Annotated in this window: 12 protein-coding genes and 1 pseudogene; 11 read left to right on the plus strand and 2 right to left on the minus strand. The window is 61.0% G+C overall.

Going from position 1 to position 16,960, the window contains the following annotated elements; all coding sequences use genetic code 11:
* Nucleotides 1-120: 120 nt before the first annotated feature.
* Nucleotides 121-510 carry a hypothetical protein gene (locus OXS31_RS15780; protein ID WP_267400284.1) on the minus strand — a complete coding sequence of 130 codons (390 nt, stop codon included), beginning with the start codon at nt 508-510 and terminating at the stop codon, nt 121-123.
* A 297-nt stretch (nt 511-807) separates the two neighbouring features.
* On the opposite strand from OXS31_RS15780, the gene OXS31_RS15785 reads away from it, so the two are divergent.
* The 7 genes and pseudogenes from OXS31_RS15785 to OXS31_RS15815 all read left to right on the plus strand — a co-directional run bounded on the left by OXS31_RS15785 (nt 808) and on the right by OXS31_RS15815 (nt 10,256).
* Complete coding sequence (locus tag OXS31_RS15785; protein WP_267400285.1) at nt 808-1,965, plus strand: site-specific integrase; 1,158 nt, start codon at nt 808-810, stop codon at nt 1,963-1,965.
* 362 nt (nt 1,966-2,327) lie between these two features.
* A pseudogene (locus OXS31_RS15790) lies at nt 2,328-2,525 on the plus strand (shufflon system plasmid conjugative transfer pilus tip adhesin PilV); the annotation flags it as partial.
* A gap of 1,394 nt (nt 2,526-3,919) precedes the next feature.
* Entirely contained in the window at nt 3,920-4,459 is a 540-nt protein-coding gene (locus OXS31_RS15795; RefSeq protein ID WP_267400286.1) for a hypothetical protein, read from the plus strand.
* An 861-nt stretch (nt 4,460-5,320) separates the two neighbouring features.
* On the plus strand, nt 5,321-6,322 hold the full coding sequence (locus tag OXS31_RS15800; protein WP_267400287.1) for a hypothetical protein: 1,002 nt from the start codon (nt 5,321-5,323) through the stop codon (nt 6,320-6,322).
* Nucleotides 6,323-6,399: 77 nt separating this feature from the next.
* Complete coding sequence (locus tag OXS31_RS15805) at nt 6,400-7,299, plus strand: phosphoribosyltransferase (RefSeq protein ID WP_267400288.1); 900 nt, start codon at nt 6,400-6,402, stop codon at nt 7,297-7,299.
* Between the two features lie 143 nt (nt 7,300-7,442).
* Nucleotides 7,443-7,748 carry a hypothetical protein gene (locus OXS31_RS15810; RefSeq protein ID WP_267400289.1) on the plus strand — a complete coding sequence of 102 codons (306 nt, stop codon included), beginning with the start codon at nt 7,443-7,445 and terminating at the stop codon, nt 7,746-7,748.
* Between the two features lie 1,263 nt (nt 7,749-9,011).
* Entirely contained in the window at nt 9,012-10,256 is a 1,245-nt protein-coding gene (locus OXS31_RS15815; RefSeq protein WP_267400290.1) for a site-specific DNA-methyltransferase, read from the plus strand.
* A 307-nt stretch (nt 10,257-10,563) separates the two neighbouring features.
* Here OXS31_RS15815 and OXS31_RS15820 read toward each other — a convergent pair whose 3' ends face one another.
* Complete coding sequence (locus tag OXS31_RS15820; RefSeq protein WP_267400291.1) at nt 10,564-10,965, minus strand: hypothetical protein; 402 nt, start codon at nt 10,963-10,965, stop codon at nt 10,564-10,566.
* A 367-nt stretch (nt 10,966-11,332) separates the two neighbouring features.
* On the opposite strand from OXS31_RS15820, the gene OXS31_RS15825 reads away from it, so the two are divergent.
* From OXS31_RS15825 to OXS31_RS15840, 4 genes are read left to right on the plus strand one after another with little or no spacing between them, the layout of a single operon-like run.
* A complete protein-coding gene (locus tag OXS31_RS15825; RefSeq protein WP_267400292.1) occupies nt 11,333-11,788 on the plus strand; it encodes a hypothetical protein in 456 nt (151 codons plus the stop codon).
* Entirely contained in the window at nt 11,781-12,413 is a 633-nt protein-coding gene (gene imuA, locus OXS31_RS15830) for a translesion DNA synthesis-associated protein ImuA (protein ID WP_007162493.1), read from the plus strand. The genes OXS31_RS15825 and imuA overlap by 8 nt, the downstream gene beginning before the upstream one ends.
* Nucleotides 12,414-12,425: 12 nt before the next feature.
* The gene (locus OXS31_RS15835; RefSeq protein WP_267400293.1) at nt 12,426-13,841 is read left to right on the plus strand and encodes a DNA polymerase Y family protein; all 1,416 of its coding nucleotides are present in this window, start codon (nt 12,426-12,428) and stop codon (nt 13,839-13,841) included.
* Complete coding sequence (locus OXS31_RS15840; protein WP_267400294.1) at nt 13,817-16,912, plus strand: error-prone DNA polymerase; 3,096 nt, start codon at nt 13,817-13,819, stop codon at nt 16,910-16,912. The genes OXS31_RS15835 and OXS31_RS15840 overlap by 25 nt, the downstream gene beginning before the upstream one ends.
* Nucleotides 16,913-16,960: the final 48 nt, after the last annotated feature.

Genomic DNA, 16,960 nt, shown 5'->3' on the forward strand with positions numbered 1-16,960 from the left:
CATGTAAGGTTACCCGTGGCGCTTCCACTGGGAACAGAATCCCAGGTGTCAGCCTTAACCAAGACGGGATTCCACAGCAGACACGCGGAAACCGCTGCTACGGACTTCAGCCGGCGGATACTACTTGCAGACATAAAGCGTCTTGCTCGAATCGAAAGCCAAGGACCCAGAACCGATCTGTTGACACGTTGCACCAGCCGAGACGGTGCCGTTGTACCAACGCACCGGCTTTGCCCATGAGTAGTTGATGCACTCGACCGGTGCGCCTGTCGACGTGTAGGCGCGCGCGCCGATACCGCCACAGGTACCGCCTTCCGCTACGATAGAAAGCGCAACCGAAGGCTGGCTCATCGTCGTCGAATCGGATTTGATGACAGGCACCGTCACTGTCGGAAGTGCTCCTGTAGTCCCCGTCACAGAGGACACTGCGTTACCAACCGCGTCTGCCTGTGCACTGCTGGCCACTGCGAACGTGAAGACAGCCGCGGCCACCCATTCGAGATGCTTCATAGTCCAACCTCGGCCTCAGCCAAATACACCATACACGGTTACTATATCGTGCATATTTAACGACTGCTAGCCTTTGTCGAGGCAACCCACTTCGCGACCATACGCTCTAGAATGCAAAGATCTCCACCCAGCGGGCTGACGCTTGGATAGGGTTCGAGGAAGGGGGGATACGTGCGTGCAGGCGCGACGAGTGATGACCTTCAGAACTCAAGTCACTTGAGTTTTTTTCAGCCGAGACGCTGACCTCGGCGGCGCCGTCTTTTAGACTCCAGCCCTTTTGGGTGGCAAGAGTCGCACATGATCCAGATGCTGATGGCAGACGCCCTGGACCTCTACCGGGCCAAGGTGTCCATCCTCAAGAAAGGATTCGCCCAAGAGACCTACCGGATCGAGCAGCTCAAGCGCTCATTCTTGGCCGCGAAGAACATGCGCGACGTGACCTCCGTCGACGTAGCCACCTACCGGGACACCAGGCTTGCGCAGCAGAATGCGAAAACCGGACAACCACTCTCGCCGGCAACCGTACGCCTTGAGCTAGCGCTCCTTTCAAACCTGTTTGATATCGCCCGTATCGAATGGGGGACCTGCGATGAAAATCCGGTGCTCAAGGTGCGAAAACCCAAGCCATCTCCGGGGCGTGAGCGCCGCCTCATGCCGCGTGAAGAAAGGTTGCTTATGCGCTATGCGGAGAGCTATCCAAACCCAGATCTTGCCGCGATCATCCGCCTGGCGCTCGAGACGGCGATGCGCCAGGGAGAGCTCCTTGGGTTGCAGTGGGAGCGAGTAAACCTCCGAAGCCGAATCATTCACCTGGCGGAGACGAAAAACGGCAGCAAGCGTGACGTCCCACTGAGCGTAAAAGCTCGCAACGTGCTGATGCAGCTCGAGCCGAAGGCGAACGGTCCGGTGTTCGGATACACCTCAAACGGGTTGAAGAGCACCTGGAGGTTCATGCTCAAGAAGCTCGGCATCGAGGATCTGCACTTCCATGACCTGCGCCATGAAGCGATCTCCAGGCTGTTCGAGCTGGGGACCCTGGACGTCATGGAGATCGCGTCAATCAGCGGGCATAAGAGCTTAAGCATGCTCAAACGATATACCCACCTCAGAGCAACGAAGCTCGTACGGAAGCTGGAGGGCACCAGGCACCGCGGTCGACAGGCCCTGCTGGACCTCCTAGTCCCCTACCCGGCCGCGTGCGAAGCGATGCCGGATGAGACCTATCGGGTCTTGATACCGGACTTCGGCGACCTCCAAGTCGTTTCGGACTGTCCTGATCGCGCACTGCAGGATGCTCAGGCCCTGCTGTTGAAACGGATCCTGACGCTGCTGATGCAGGGCCAACCGATCCCGCAGCCGGACGAATACCTCACAGCCTTGCCGGCCAACGCACGGATCGTCATGCTCCCGAGCTTGGAGACCGAAACTCGCAGCGAGTCATCAGCGGCGGCTTAACACCTTTCTGCGAGAAAGTCGCAAGGTGAAAAGCCCTCCAGTCGGCTCTCGCCTTGCCAATCCGGTGCGTGGAAGTATCAAGGTGTTCAGCCTTACAAAAACACCTACAAGCGCAGCGCCACCAAAGGCGTCGACCAGGGCGAAGTCGCTGTTTCATGCGACAAGGGTGACTTCGTGCTTTCCGTCACCGGCTCAGCGTGCCCCTCTCAGTATCAGGGGAGCTATGAGGGGCTGGTTACTGATGGGATAACGACCCGCCTCTATTGTGACTTAGGTAACAACCCAATTTACGATGGCGGGTATCTAGAGATAACTTGCGCGCAGCAGTAGGACTACCTTGCCAATCCGGTGCGTGGCGCTCGAACGGAGCATCGTCGCCAACTTGCATGGCACAGACGATCAACGGATACAGTTCGAATGACGTCACCACCTATGCCTGCCCCACCGGCTACACCAAAGTAGGATGGGATACTGGAGGTAGTGGACAGCGGTGGTCCTCAACACCCGGGATCGCCATCGGCCAGAATGACTATGCAACGATTTTTTGTTGCAAGTACTGATCAAAGATTCGGCCATCTTGCCAATCCGGTGTGTGGGCGCAGCCGCTGACCTTCTCCCTTTTCTCGACGACTGTCTCTCAAGTAAATCCCAACTGTACCGGGTCAGGATCCAATGCTGACCCCAACCCACCCTATTACGGTGACATGACTTATCGGGTCACCTGCGGTGCTCGTTACTGCAAGGGAGTCGTAAACTATTCGTACGGAATGATCATTGAAACTGGAAACGGCTGGAATACCGACAGGCCATATAATTCTTCTGGAAACACCGCCGTCGTAGTGAGCTGTTCTAAATGATCGCTCGCTACTTTTTGCGGATTGCTAAACTAGCTCTCCCGCTCTTCGCGGCGAACCTCCACGCAGCGGACTCAACTGCTATTCGCGCCAATCCCACCGTCTCGTTAACCATCGCTACTGTCGGCGAGCCCTGTAGCGCCAACGGCCTGAGAGCATTTGCATCTAGCGGTACACTGCTTAGCTGTCAGGGCAATCGATGGAGCCAGCTCGCGGTATTCAAGAGCTTCGATATAACGATCTCGGCCGTGAATGGCTCCTGCCCAGGCGGGGATGACTTCACGCTAATTCAATACAACTTGACGTGTGCGTCGCGCTATTGCGCTGCAAAGAAAAATGCCAAGTTTGGTCATATCACGGAATACGGCGCGGGCTTCAACTCAGATAAACCGTATAAGTCTGACCCCAACACATATATTAATGTGTCTTGCGCGAAGTAGCTGCGAATAACGCCATCAGATAGTACAGAGGCCGCGCGCGCACCGCGACGTTGCTGTGAGATAGGCTAACTTCCTGACAAGCACGACGTTTTTTGCGTGCGACCTGATCAGAGAACATGGAAGAGGTTACGCCGGTAAGATAGGCTGTGGTGCAACGTCGCCTGCAAACCAAGCGCAAAGAAGCGAAGAGGTAGTTCTAAGGCTCTCTTCGCTTAAACACCGGATTGGCAAGAAAGTATTGAGCCGTTGGAATCGAAGGCTGTTGCTCCGAATCCGGGGCAGGTGTTCCCGACGATGCCATAGGGCATGTTGATAGGGGGCTGAGCCCGATTCCCGGTTGAGTCCCCTGCAAACGCGCACTGCATGGCTGCAACCGCAAGTACCGCTACGAGCGATCTAGGTAGCATTCCGATCTCCGACGCAAAAGCGCAAATCTTATATACCGCACAGAAATATTATACCGGATGCTTTTGGACGGCAATGGCGACGGCCCGGCCGGTCATCAGATTGGCCCCGAACACTTCACCTCAACGGCCCGAAACGTCTGGCCCTTCATCCCTACAGCGATTGACGCGCGCGACGTATCGTATATACATTACCAAGGCGAGAACGCGGTGATACGCCTCTCGTTGCCTGTATAACGCCTTGGAGGTCACCTATATGGATGAGTCGCTACGCCAGTTGCGGGTCGCTTTGTCAGCGCTGCCGCACGCACCACTTCACCATGCGTCGACGGCCGACGGCAGTTTCGAAATTCGTTCCGGCGACCAGCTTGTTTTCCGGCACAACGGCTCGCCCAATTCGGAGCTGTACGCTGCGGTGCTGGACACGGCAGTAGCTGCTGCACCAGGCCTTTCCAACACAACGGAACCGGTGGACCGGGGCAGCCTCGAAACATTGGTCGCGGACGTCTTGAAGGTCACCACTCGTTTGCATCCGTCTTTCGCCGCCGCGCCACTCGGCCTCCTTTCCAAGCTACTCACAGCTGGCCTGGGGACATCCGGACCCTTCCCTGGAAAGGCCAGCGCCAACGATACCTCTCAAGCGGAAATACGCCTGGCCGCCGTCAACAGCTTTTGCGAATTCCTCCTGCGCGCTGGCGATTCTTTTGAAATGCCATCCGAACAGGCACTGAGCCTCTATGCGGAGCGTTGGAACGCCCTGAGCAACAGCGCGATGGGCGGCCGAAAAAATGATTAGCAGCCACGTGTGCACACCCGGGCCCGAACGAACCAGTGCTACCCGAGAGCGATGGTCTATCGTGCGGCACCGCAGGCTCGCTGCCGATGCCTAAGACCTCTCTCACGGTATATGCGCTGGAATTGCCAGGCATCCGCAAGATCGTGGCCGCGCCGTCTTACCCCCATGCTGCCAAGCTTCTCAACGTGTCTGCGTACATCCTCAAGACACACGGAGGCATTACCTCGAGCTCGAGCGAGCGAAAAGTAGCGCTCGATGATCCTGGGGCGGTCTTCGCGCGGGGCGTCGATGATGATGACTGGACCAAGATCACCAGCTCCTCCAAGTCTCGGCGGTTACCTCCTCACGGTGGCCCTCGGCAGTCAGGTGGGAAGCCGCGGGAGGCGGAGACGGTAGCGATCCCGCGCGCGGTGCGCCTGAGTGATCCTCACTACGCGGCGTTCCACGCTCTGGGCGGAGTGACATGGTTTCGGCGTGAGCTACGCCAAGGCGAAGCGGTCGAAGGCCAGGAGCTTAAGGCGAGCTGGAACGTTCCGGGTACGGCTGGTATCCGAAGCATTAGGTTGTCGGCCGAGGATCACGCCCAATTCATCAAGCTCGGCGGAACGCGCTGGTTGCGTCTTAGGATCGAGCAGTCAGCTCCGGAACATGCTCCCGAGCGCCCTCAGGACAGCGATTCAAAGGATCCTGCTGACCTGTAGGTAGCTACCGCAAGCGCGGCCTGGTGACGCCCCTTCCTGACTGACGGACCCAAAACCAAAAATTCGAATTTCGCTCATCAAAGCTCTTGTTTTCGTCTTGGTATCGTATATACACTACCAGCATCGAAACGCTTCAGGGCATTCCCAAGGAGATGACGCAATGACTGGAAAGACACGGGTACCGACCTCCCTTCGGTCGCTGGCTGAACTGCGGGAAACCCAGGCGAAAAATGGCGAAGACGTCCGCAAGCTCGGCCGGCTGCGCCAGCACACCGCCTCCCCTCTCGAGATCTCATACGACACGGCGAAGAACATCCGTCCCATCGATTGGGATGTGGTTCAGCGCTACAAAGAGCGGATCTTGATGGGCGAGATGCCGCCGGCGATCGACGTGCGGATGGAGAATGGTCAGATCACCCTCGTCCATGGCTATCACCGTACGCTGGCCGCGCTAGCTGCAATCAAGGAACAGCCCGAACTTGCCGATACGCTCCACCTTGCACTGCGCGAGTTCGTAGGCAACAGCTCCGAAATCATCTTTCACATGCTCGGGGCGCAGGACTCGTTGGATGTCGACCCGGTATCGCGCGCGGAGGCTTATCGCACGTTGCTCAACCAGGGCAATAGCAAAGCCGACATTGCGCGCAGACGAGGCAAGAGCGCCGAGCACATCACCAGTAACCTCCTCCTTTGCGAGGCCGAACAAGAGGTCAAAAACGCGATCCGTCAGGGTCGAATCCGCGCCTCGTCCGTTATCGCCCTGATCAAGGACGAGAAGCAGGGTGGCCCCAATCACCTCGACGAAGTTCGGAAGATGCTGGCAACTGCCGATGCCTTGGGTAAGGCGTCGGCGATGCCGAAGCATCGCAATGCCGCGCCCAAGCCGGCTACCGCTCCCAGGCTGAAGCTGAAGGATGTCACGCCTCACCTGGCGTCGCTGGTCAGCATCTCTGGCTCCCTGCGTACCGCGCTGGGCGAGCAGAAAATTGATCGCCAAGCCCTGGAGCAGGGCCAGGCCGAAGTGCTAGTGCCGGTCAGCCTGCCGGCCGGCAAGCTCCTCGAGCTCTTGGATCTCCTGGACAAGCAGTCGGCGAGCCAGACTCCTGAAGAGGAGACGGATCCGCCTACCGAAACTCAGGACGATCTGTTCAATAAGGCGTGAGGCGAGACCAGCGGTTACCTTGGCACCGTCTCATTTTTTGCGCGACACTACAGGTCAACCTGCAGTTGTGAAGTCGCATGGACAGAAGCGAGCGTGCCCCCTGGGGGGATTTTCCGGCCGTAATACGCAACGGTGAGTTGAACTCCGTTGGCAAGGACATTGATTACGCGAGCGCGAAGGGTGGAGATCCGGCTGCTGCGGTTCGCCTGGTCAACCGGCTCGTTACTGCTGAGCTAATTGCACAGCTCCGCGAGGCGATCGGTGACAGGCAGCCGAAAGTGGTTCCTGTCATTGCGCCAGAGGCCTCCGGCATCAACATGATCCCCTTGGCATATGCCTCGGCGATCGCGTCTCACCTTAACCTCGAGGTCGAGGTGGGCATTGGCCAGAAGCATCGGGTGCACCGGACTAATTCCGGCTCAGATTATCGTCTGGTGGCGAACCCAGTGTTCAAGGGTGATGTAACCGCTGGCCAAGACTATCTGGTGGTCGACGATACCTTGACCATGGGTGGTACCGTCGCGGCTCTTCGCGGGTACCTCGAGAACCGCGGCGGGAATGTGATGCTGATCAGCGTTATGACCGCACACCCCGGGGCGCTCGAGCTCCCGGTGAAACAGAAAATGCTCGCTGCGATCGATGCAAGACACGGCAGCGCGATGAATCAGATGTGGCAAGAGAGGTTTGGTTATGGAATCGACATGCTCACCCAAGGCGAAGCAGGTCACCTACGACATGCAGAATCCGTTGACGCCATGCGAATACGACTCGATGATGCATTTCGCGCGTACAGCGAGCGACTTCATGCGCCAAGAGTTTCAGAAGCTCCAGGAGCAGCAGAAGCAGCAGCAAGACGAGGCTCGCTGAAGTCGGTCTTCGACCAGCTCCACGATCGCGTGGCAGGTCTTTCCGCCCCGGGCGAAGGGCAGGATCCGTCGGCCGGGCCGGCCAATCAGAACCGCGGCCCTCGGCCATGACCGGCCGGAATTAGCAAGGCGGTCCGACTACCTGCATCGGTGCTGTCTTCCCTTCCAGCATGCGAGTGCAGGCCACTGCAGGAAGATGGATCCCCGCCGGCTTTCAGGTATAGTTCTGTTCATCAGAACAGGCGATGATCCCTATGTCCTCGTTATCCAAAAACCAGAACGGCGTGCCTCAGTATCCGAAGGGGCATAGCGGCCGAATGCTCGTAGTGCTCGCGTCGATCGCAAAGCTCGAGCACGCTTCTGCAGTCACCGTCGCTGCATACACCGGTCTTTCCCAAGGAAACATCGACACTTACGCGCTGCGCTTGAACGAAGAGTTCGGGACCCAGATCCTCAAGGAAAACGGCCGCTACCGGATAGAATCCTGGGGCCCTGTGCTCAAGAAGAAGGGCGTGATGCAGACCCTCGTGACCTCTGAGTTCGTGCAGGACGTTGGCTAGCTTCTACCGGCTGTTCAAGATGACGCCCTATGCGTCGAGGGACGCATAGGGCGTGGACGAGGCCACTAACCTGCGCGGCGGTCGGGACGGGCTACGAGCCGGATTTCACCCGGTTGAAGACACAGCCGCAGCGGTACCCTGCCCGGGCAGCCCGGGGCAATCACAGGGGTGAGGTCAAACTCATAGGACCGAACTCTTACCCGCATTGCCGGCAACTCCAGCGGCTCCAAGCCCGCCAGGTAGGCACACTCCCGACACAGGACCAAATGCTCGGCACCGTCGTGAGTACCTTCAGGGGACAGCTCAAGGTGAGTCGCCAGGTGATCCCAGCAGTGTTCACAGCGCAGTTCATTACCGCACAAGTGCGCGGACGATACGATAGGTTTGCTCATGGCAGATATCCCGTTAAACGTTGAATGATCAATGTTTTAAGCGAGAGTCAGCCGTAACCTATGTCTGAACCAACTTAGCTCTGGTCCGTAAGAAAAGAGGGGCACACGGAAGCAGGCGCTGTCCGCTATAGTTCGAAGCTTAAGCTGCTCGGCACAAGCCGCGCGAAGCACAGTGGCAAGCCGTAGCAAGCCCGTGGCAATGCCGAGCTTGTGGATTGCTGCAAGGGAGAAGTATCCGCCATAGGCGGAGCGAAGGCGGTTTGAAGAAGCTCTAAGGAACTCTATGTCTGAGACTAAGGAAAAAGCTCGACTTATAGCCGCGCTGATTGCGTAGTCACTAAACAGCTGATTGACGCCTTCAACTACAACAACGCGCCCGCTCGCTATCTCATCCTCTGTTGAGACATACGAACTTCCTGGATAGGCAGTCCCATCGGTTCGGCGACGGCTATCATCGATAGCGTCATCGACCATTGCCTCAAGGCGATCCCGGCGAACCATCCCCTCGAGTAGCGTAATTTCTCGCGCCAACTCGTCTGGCCCCCAGCTAGACGCAAGGACTCCTAGAAGGTCCTCCGCATCATCACTTTGGTTGAGGGATTCAGACAGCATGGGTACTCACTACCACCGGCAGCGTTAGTTAGACACCGCACTATAGGCCAGCATCGTGGCAGCTCGCAAGTATCGGCATTTCGAATGCAATCAAGGGAAAGATCAGGCAGATAGCGGTGCGATTTTGGTATTGGGGACGGATTAAATTCGTCTTTTAAATTCTGTTGAACAGAATTACCATAAGATTTCCTGCCGTTCCGAAGCCGCCAGTCAAGGCTTCAAACTGAGCTATTCCCGCGATCCTAAGCCTGGTGGAAGCATGGCGAATCAACAGCAGTACGACCTCTTCACCTTGGTCGAGACAGTATTCAAATCGAATCCTGGGCGACAGCTTACGAACAACGAACTCTACGACGCCGTGGCCAGCTCCGCTGGCATCACCCAGGCAGCTCTTCACGCCACTGTGCCTATCGGCAGTAGCGGTTCCCCACGCAGCACCGTGACCCGGGCTATCCGCTGGCATCAGCAGACTCTCAAGGCGCTGGATGTCATCGAGCGGGTGCCGGGTGAGCGCGGGATCTGGCAACTCACCGAGAAGGCGCGCAAGGATCTCCACAGGGTGAAGCCCGGTGTGACCCTGTTGGGCTTTAGCACCTCGCTGGGCTTGGCGCTTTGGGGCACCTCGCCCACCGCATTGGCCGGACTCGAGGAGCCGATCACCTGCGTGCTCACGTCGCCGCCCTACCCGCTCCAGTCGCCCAGGGCCTACGGCAACCCAAGCGCCACTGAATTTGCTGACTTCATCTGCGCAGTGCTTGAGCCGCTGGTACCGAAGCTGTCGGCCGCAGGCAGCGTAGTGCTCAACGTATCGAACGACATCTTTCTTCCCAAGAGTCCTGCTCGCTCGACCTACCTCGAGCGCATGGTCATCGCGATCGAGGACCGTCTCGGCCTTTCGCTTATGGACCGCCTGATCTGGGAGAACCGTTCCAAGGCGCCCGGGCCGCTGCAGTGGGCCAGCAAGACACGCCAGCAGCTCAACGTCGCTTGGGAGCCGGTGTACTGGTTCGCCAAGGATCCGCGCCAGTGCAAAGCAGACAACCGCCGCGTGCTCCAGCCCCATACCGATCGACACAAGCAGCTGATCACCCAAGGTGGGGAGCGGCGGACCGCGTCCTACGGTGACGGCGCCTTCCGCCTGCGGCCAGGCAGCTATGGCCAGGCTACCGCCGGCGCAATTCCTAAGAATGTGTTGCAGTTCGGCCACGCCTGCGGGATTGGCCGGCAGCACCGGCAGGCGCTATCCGCTGCTGGCCTACCCACCCATTCAGCACCGTTCCCCCTGGCCCTCGCAGAGTTCTTGGTGCAGTTCCTGAGCGACACCGGCGACGTGGTTATAGACCTCTTCGCGGGCCGGTGCATGACTGGGCTAGCTGCAGAGCGGCTAGGCCGCCGGTGGATCTGCGTCGAATCGGTACTCGAGTACGTCCAGGGTGCGTCGATGCTGTTCAGAGGCGTTCACGATCTGTGGGTGAATCCTGACCTCAACGCGCCCGGAAGCTAATACATCAAGACCGGGGTAACCTCCGGCCCCGCCATTGGAGACAGGCGAAAGGGAAGTCCGGCGAATCAATACACCAATGCCGCTATGCAGATGCACTAAGGCGGCAGGCGTGATGACCCGAACCGGCCGTTAGGTTTGGTCGACACCGTAGGATGTTTGGGATTGTCGCTCGACCGGATGACATGAGCCCAGGTGCGGGCCGCGGTGCTTAGGGGAGGAACTGGTGCGGAGGGCACCCGCGGCACGTGAGCGCCGCGGGCGTAGGTTGAAAAAGTGAGGGGACCGTCGCCAGGCAGCCTGCAACTACTTAGCTAACCGAGTAGTTACTCTCAGCGATCATCGCAAGCGTCTTGCCATCGGTCGGCGGAGCGTAGCGATTATTTGCGAGCCACTGTTCGAGCTTCGCCTTGATCTCGCCAAACTCCTCTTCACCGATACCGTCGAAGTCTTCCGGCCGGTGCACGTTGATATCTGCGCTGCCCGGCTCGTAGTCGGGAGATATTGCCATGTGCAACTGGCCGCCCACGATCACCATCAGCAAATACTCGCCCCCACCCAGATCTGCAACGGTGCCAACCGGCGCGGCGGCCAGCACTTTGGCAACCTTGTTCCAGACCGCCAGCATCGACTGGAAAGCGGGGTCCTCGCCCTGGCTTGGGTAGTGGAAATCGCAAGGAACATAGGCGGCTTGAAAGCGTTCGTCGGTCATAGCAAAGCTCCGCTGGAGATGATTTCCAGCGATATTAATTCTGTTTAACAGAATTATCAATCAATCGAATCCTAGCCGCCGTTACCGATTTTGCTTGTATGAGCCGGCAACCGAAGGCACGCGACCGAAGCGATTGGCCGAAATGAGCGCAGCGATCGCCCCGATGACTCCCCGTTGCGCTTTCACCGTTTGTCGCTGTCAAGCTTGCCGGGATCCTTTTCGATGATTACTGTCTATTTATACAGTAACCCTATAGGAGGTCCTCTCATGTCCGTTATCAGCCGCCATCCTCTGCGCACCCCTGGTTGTCCCGGTACCTTTCCCAAGCACTCGGACCTTTTGACCTACGGTATCGAGGTGGTCGGCTATGGACATGCTCAGTGATGAGTACGACAGCTTCGACCAGCAGCAGTCGCTGTTCCGGCCTACCGAGCTGGCCTACTGCCGCAACTTGGTCGATCTGCTGACCGAAGAGCTTGACCAGGTTCGACGCATCCTGGGCGAGGCTCAGCGGGCCAACCGGGTGCTGGTCGCCGAGCGGGATGTCCTGACGGCGGAAGTACAGCGCCACCGACTGCGCTACGTGCAATTCGTCCAAGAGGAGAATCAGCGCCACGTACCTCGTGGTGATCGGCTCATCCCAGACGACCGCGACGATCCGCTCTCGCGTGCCCAGCGCCATATCTTGCGACTGGAATCCATGAATTCGGTCCTGCATGCGGACCTCTTCAAGGTGCGCGCGCAGTTGCAGGTCCTGCTGGCCGAACGTGGTAGCACGCCGTCGGCACCGTCGGGTGTGCAGACGGGGGTGCAGCATGGATAACGCCGCCACGAACGTCGTTGCGCTCGACTCCCTACTTGATAGTCGGCGCGTGTGGCGCGGGCAGAGTCCTCACGTCGACGACGCCAGCACCCAGCCTACCGGGCACTCGGCGCTCGACGCCCAGCTACCCCTCGGCGGTTGGCCTGATGCAGCGCTCACCGAAATTCTGAGCGCCCGACCGGGCCTTGGTGAGCTGACCCTCGTGTGGCCGACGCTGGCGCGCCTCACCGCCGCCGGCGAACGCGTGGTGCTGATCGCTCCCCCGTATCTGCTCTACCCGCACGCCTGGCTGCAGGCCGGCGTCGACCTCGGCCGGCTGAGCGTCATCCAGGTGCAGGGCAAAGACGTGCTGTGGGCCGCTGAGCAGTGCCTGCGCTCCGGTAGCTGTGGCGCGGTGCTCTGCTGGCCCAGCCGCGCGGACGATCGCGCGCTGCGCCGGCTGCAGGTGGCTGCAGAGACCGGGCAGACCCTGGCATTCGCATTCCGCCATCAACGAGAGGCGGTCAATGCCTCACCGGCGGCGCTACGCCTGGTGCTCGAAGGTTCGCCTCAGCAATTGCGGGTGCTCAAATGCCGCGGCGGCAACCCACCGGCAACGGCGCTTGCTCATCGGGTATGGCATTGAGGGACGACTGCCATGAAATGGGCCTGCATTTTTTTCCCGCAGTTCGCGCTGGACGGTGTGCTGCGCAACTGTCCTGACCCGGACGAACCCCTGGTACTGCTCCACGGGCCTATACAGCGCCGGATCATCAAGGCGGCGAACCCGGCGGCGTTGGCGCTCGGCCTCCGGCCGGAGATGACCTACACCGCTGCCCAGGCTATCTGCCCGCAGTTTGCGACGGTGGAGTACGACGAAGCGGCGCTGAGGCGACAGCATGAGCTGCTGGCGGCATGGGCGTACGGGTTCAGCTCCCAGGTGAGCCTGCACTTCGCCGACGCCCTGGTGCTGGAGGTGCAGTCGAGCCTGCCGCTCTTCGGGCCCTGGCCAAGATTTGAAGCGAGGCTGCGCCAGGAGCTCACGGCGCTGGGCTTCGGCCACCGGATCACCCTTGCACCCAACCCAGTCGCCGCCCGGGTGTTGGCCAACGCCGGCGACAGCCTGGCGGTTCGGGACGACGCAGGCCTTGCCAGCGCTATGCGCACGCTGCCGGTGGCGCTTCTGGGCTTCGAGCCGGAGATCGTCCAGGCCTTGAGCCGCATGGGGCTTCGGCAGCTCAGCCAGGTGCTAGCGTTGCCCCGGGCGCAGCTCGCCCGGCGCTTCCCCCTGAGTCTGCTCAATCACCTCGATCAGATGCTGGGCAGCAAGGTCCTGCCCCTGGAGTTTTTCCTGCCCCCAACCACCTTCAGGCTGCGGATCGAGCTCAACTTCGAAGTCGAGTCGACCCAGGCCCTGCTATTCCCCCTGCGTCGCCTAACTTCGGACCTGGCCACGTACCTCGCAGGCCGAGACATGGGCGCTCAGCGCTTCACTCTGCGCCTGGAACACCGTGAGGCGTCGACGACCGAGATCGTGGTAGGTCTGCTGGCACCCGAGCGTGATCCGGCGCTGCTGTTCGAATTTGCCCGGGGGCGCTTGGAGCCCGCGCAGGTGGTGGAGCCGGTACTCGCCATCGGCCTGGTTGCAGACGAACTGCCCTCCTTCGTGCCTCAGCACCGCGGCCTCTTCGATGACCGTCCACAACAGACCGTGAGTTGGGAGCAGCTGCGCGAGCGGCTGCGTTCTCGCCTTGGCGACGACGCAGTCTATGCGGTCGGCGCCCAGGGCGATCACCGGCCGGAGCGGGCCTGGCGGCGAGACACGCCTTCGTTGGCGCTCCAGGCACTAGGGCCGAATCGGCGGCCTGGCTGGTTGCTGCCGGCGCCGGAACCTCTGGACGTCGATCAGTCACGGGTCCTGAGCGGGCCGGAGCGTATCGAGAGCGGATGGTGGGACGGTGAAGATGCCCGTCGGGACTACTACGTGCTCGAGCTCGCCGACGGGCGAACGGCCTGGGCCTTCCAGTCGCCGGCGGAAGGGTCAGGCTGGTGGGTGCAGGGGTGGTTTGCGTGACACCCGGCTATGCGGAGCTGCACTGCCTGTCGAACTTCAGCTTCCAGCGCGGTGCCTCCAGTGTTGACCAGCTCTTCGAGCGGGCCAAAGCCATGGGCTATGAGGCGCTGGCCATCACTGACGAGTGCACCCTCGCCGGCATCGTGCGCGCCTGGCAGGCGTCGGAGAAGCACGACGTCCGGCTGATCGTCGGCGCGGAGTTCCAGATCGCCCAGGGCCCCAAGCTCGTGCTGTTGGTGGAAGACCTGCAGGGCTACCAACAGCTGTGCCGGCTGATCACCCTCGCCCGCCGGCGCGCGGAAAAGGGCAGCTACCGCCTGCTGCGCGAGGACCTCGGCCAGGTCGCTGGCCTTGCTGCACTCTGGGTACCGGAGCGGGGCGCGGAGGCGGAGTCCGCGCGCTGGCTCTTGGAGGTGTTCTCCGGCCGGCTGTGGATCGCCGCCGAGCTCCACTTCGATCAGGACGACCAGGTGCGGCTGCAGCAGCTGCAGGGGCTGGGTGCGGCCCTGGGTCTCCCCCTGGTGGCCGCCGGCGACGTGCACATGCACTGCCGCGGGCGCCGGGCCCTGCAGGACACGATCACAGCGATCCGACATCACGTCCCGGTGGCCGAAGCCGGTCAGCTGCTCTTCCCGAACGGGGAGCGCCACCTACGGACCCGTGAGGCATTGGCGAGGTGCTATCCGCCCGAGCTGCTGGCGGAGACCCTCCGCATTGCCGAGCGCTGCACCTTCAGCCTGGCTGAGCTGCGCTACCAGTATCCAAGCGAAGTGGTACCAGAGGGCCACACGGCCACCAGCTGGCTGCGGGTTCTCACCGAGGAGGGTTGCGCCTGGCGCTGGCCTGAAGGCCTATCGGCTCGACTGCGTGCCCAGATCGAAAAGGAGCTGCAGCTGATCGCCGATAAGTCGTACGAGAGCTACTTTCTGACCGTGCACGACATCGTCCGCTTCGCACGGCAGCAGGGGATCCTCTGCCAGGGGCGCGGCTCGGCCGCCAACTCTGCAGTCTGTTTCGCCCTGGGTATCACCGAGCTGGATCCGACCCGGATCAACCTGCTGTTTGAGCGCTTCATCAGCCACGAACGGGACGAGCCGCCGGACATCGACGTCGATTTCGAGCACGACCGGCGGGAGGAGGTCATCCAGTACATTTTCCGTCGCTACGGCCGACAGCGCGCCGCGCTAACTGCGGTGGTATCCACCTACCACGCTGCTGGCGCCGTCCGGGACGTGGCCAAGGCCCTGGGTCTGCCTCCTGATCAGATCACCGCGCTGGCCGACTGCTGCGGCCGCTGGACGGACAACCTGCCGCCACCGGAGAGATTGCGCGAATCGGGCTTCGACCCTGATAGCCCCCTGCTTCACCGGATCCTGGTGCTCACCGGCGAGCTGATCGGATTTCCTCGGCACCTCTCCCAGCACCCGGGCGGTTTCGTCATCGCCGACCAGTCACTGGACACCCTGGTGCCGGTCGAGAACGCCGCCATGGAGGGGAGGACAGTCATCCAGTGGGACAAGGACGACCTCGATGCCATGGGTTTGCTCAAGGTCGACATCCTCGCCCTGGGCATGCTCAGCGCCCTACGCCGCTGCTTCGACCTGGTCAAAGGCTACCGAGGCGAGGAGCTGACGCTGGCCACCGTGCCCCAGGAGGACAAGCCAACCTACGCCATGATCAGTCGGGCCGATACGCTCGGGGTGTTCCAGATCGAGTCACGCGCCCAGATGGCCATGCTGCCGCGGCTGAAGCCACAGACCTTTTACGACCTAGTGATCGAGGTGGCCATCGTCCGGCCGGGCCCCATCCAGGGAGGGATGGTCCACCCGTACCTGCGTCGGCGGACGGGTCAGGAGGAGATCAGCTACCCGCCGGAACTCGAGCGCGTCTTCGGCAGGACCCTGGGTGTGCCTCTGTTCCAGGAGCAGGTGATGGAACTCGCCATCCTTGCCGCCGATTACACCCCGGGCGAGGCAGATCAGCTGCGGCGCAGCATGGCGGCCTGGAAGCGACATGGGGGCCTTGAGCCGCACCGGGAGCGGCTCACCTCGCGCATGCTCGCCAACGGCTATACCGCCGAGTACGCGGCCGACATCTTCAGACAGATCAAGGGGTTCGGCAGCTACGGCTTTCCCGAGTCCCACGCGGCCAGCTTCGCCCTGCTCACCTACGCCAGTTGCTGGCTCAAATGCCATGAGCCGGCGGCCTTCGCCGCGGCGCTGATCAACTCCTACCCCATGGGCTTCTACAGCCCCGACCAGATCCTGCAGGACGCCCGGCGGCACCGGTTGCAGACCCTACCCGTGGACGTGACCTGCAGCGACTGGGATTGCAGCCTCGAGGCTGTCGCGGATAGCCCGCAGCCGGCGATCCGGATGGGCCTGCGGATGGTGCGCGGCCTGGCCGAGAAAGCCGGGCGCGCCGTTGAGCAGGCCCGCCGGCAGCGGCCATTCCGCGATGTTACCGATCTGTGCCTACGGGCAGGCCTCGATGCCAAGGCTCGGGAGTGCCTGGCGGATGCCGGGGCGTTGAAGGGGCTGGCTGGGCACAGGTTCCAGGCGCGCTGGGCCATGGCCGCGATCGAGCCGCAGCTGCCCCTATTCGCTGAGGGCGCGGTCGTTGAGGAGGAGATCCAGGAGCTGGTCGCCCCGACCGTGGGTGAAGACCTCTACTCGGACTATGCGTCCCTGGGTACCACCCTGGGGCCGCACCCGCTCACCTTGCTGCGGCCGGAGCTGTCGGCCCAGCGGCTGATGAGCTCGAAGGAATTGAAGGAGCGGCGCCATGGTCAGCCGGCTCGGGTTGCTGGCCTGGTGGTAGGCCGGCAGCGGCCGGGGACCGCCAGCGGCGTGACCTTCGTGACGCTGGAAGATGAGTTTGGAATGGTGAACGTGGTGGTCTGGCGAACCCTGGCGGAACGCCAGCGGAAGGAGCTAGTGGCGTCACAACTACTGCGCGTGGACGGGACCGTCGAGACGAGAGATGGCGTACTGCATGTAGTTGCAGGCAGACTCGCCGATATGAGTGCCCTGCTTCAGGGGTTAGATACCCGAAGCCGAGATTTTCAATAGATATCCATAATGATGAAATTAGGAGCTAAGTAATGCCAATAAGATTGA

This window comes from Pseudomonas sp. GM_Psu_1 (assembly GCF_026544185.1).
In the GTDB taxonomy this organism is placed as follows: domain Bacteria; phylum Pseudomonadota; class Gammaproteobacteria; order Pseudomonadales; family Pseudomonadaceae; genus Chryseomonas; species Chryseomonas oryzihabitans.

Coding starts and splice junctions, on each gene's coding strand:
- OXS31_RS15835 (WP_267400293.1), top strand. CDS start 12,426: ATGAAATGGGCCTGCATTTTTTTCCCGCAGTTCGCGCTGGACGGTGTG.
- OXS31_RS15785 (WP_267400285.1), top strand. CDS start 808: ATGATCCAGATGCTGATGGCAGACGCCCTGGACCTCTACCGGGCCAAG.
- OXS31_RS15810 (WP_267400289.1), top strand. CDS start 7,443: ATGTCCTCGTTATCCAAAAACCAGAACGGCGTGCCTCAGTATCCGAAG.
- OXS31_RS15800 (WP_267400287.1), top strand. CDS start 5,321: ATGACTGGAAAGACACGGGTACCGACCTCCCTTCGGTCGCTGGCTGAA.
- OXS31_RS15825 (WP_267400292.1), top strand. CDS start 11,333: ATGGACATGCTCAGTGATGAGTACGACAGCTTCGACCAGCAGCAGTCG.
- OXS31_RS15805 (WP_267400288.1), top strand. CDS start 6,400: ATGGACAGAAGCGAGCGTGCCCCCTGGGGGGATTTTCCGGCCGTAATA.
- imuA (WP_007162493.1), top strand. CDS start 11,781: ATGGATAACGCCGCCACGAACGTCGTTGCGCTCGACTCCCTACTTGAT.
- OXS31_RS15815 (WP_267400290.1), top strand. CDS start 9,012: ATGGCGAATCAACAGCAGTACGACCTCTTCACCTTGGTCGAGACAGTA.
- OXS31_RS15795 (WP_267400286.1), top strand. CDS start 3,920: ATGGATGAGTCGCTACGCCAGTTGCGGGTCGCTTTGTCAGCGCTGCCG.
- OXS31_RS15820 (WP_267400291.1), bottom strand. CDS start 10,965: ATGACCGACGAACGCTTTCAAGCCGCCTATGTTCCTTGCGATTTCCAC.
- OXS31_RS15780 (WP_267400284.1), bottom strand. CDS start 510: ATGAAGCATCTCGAATGGGTGGCCGCGGCTGTCTTCACGTTCGCAGTG.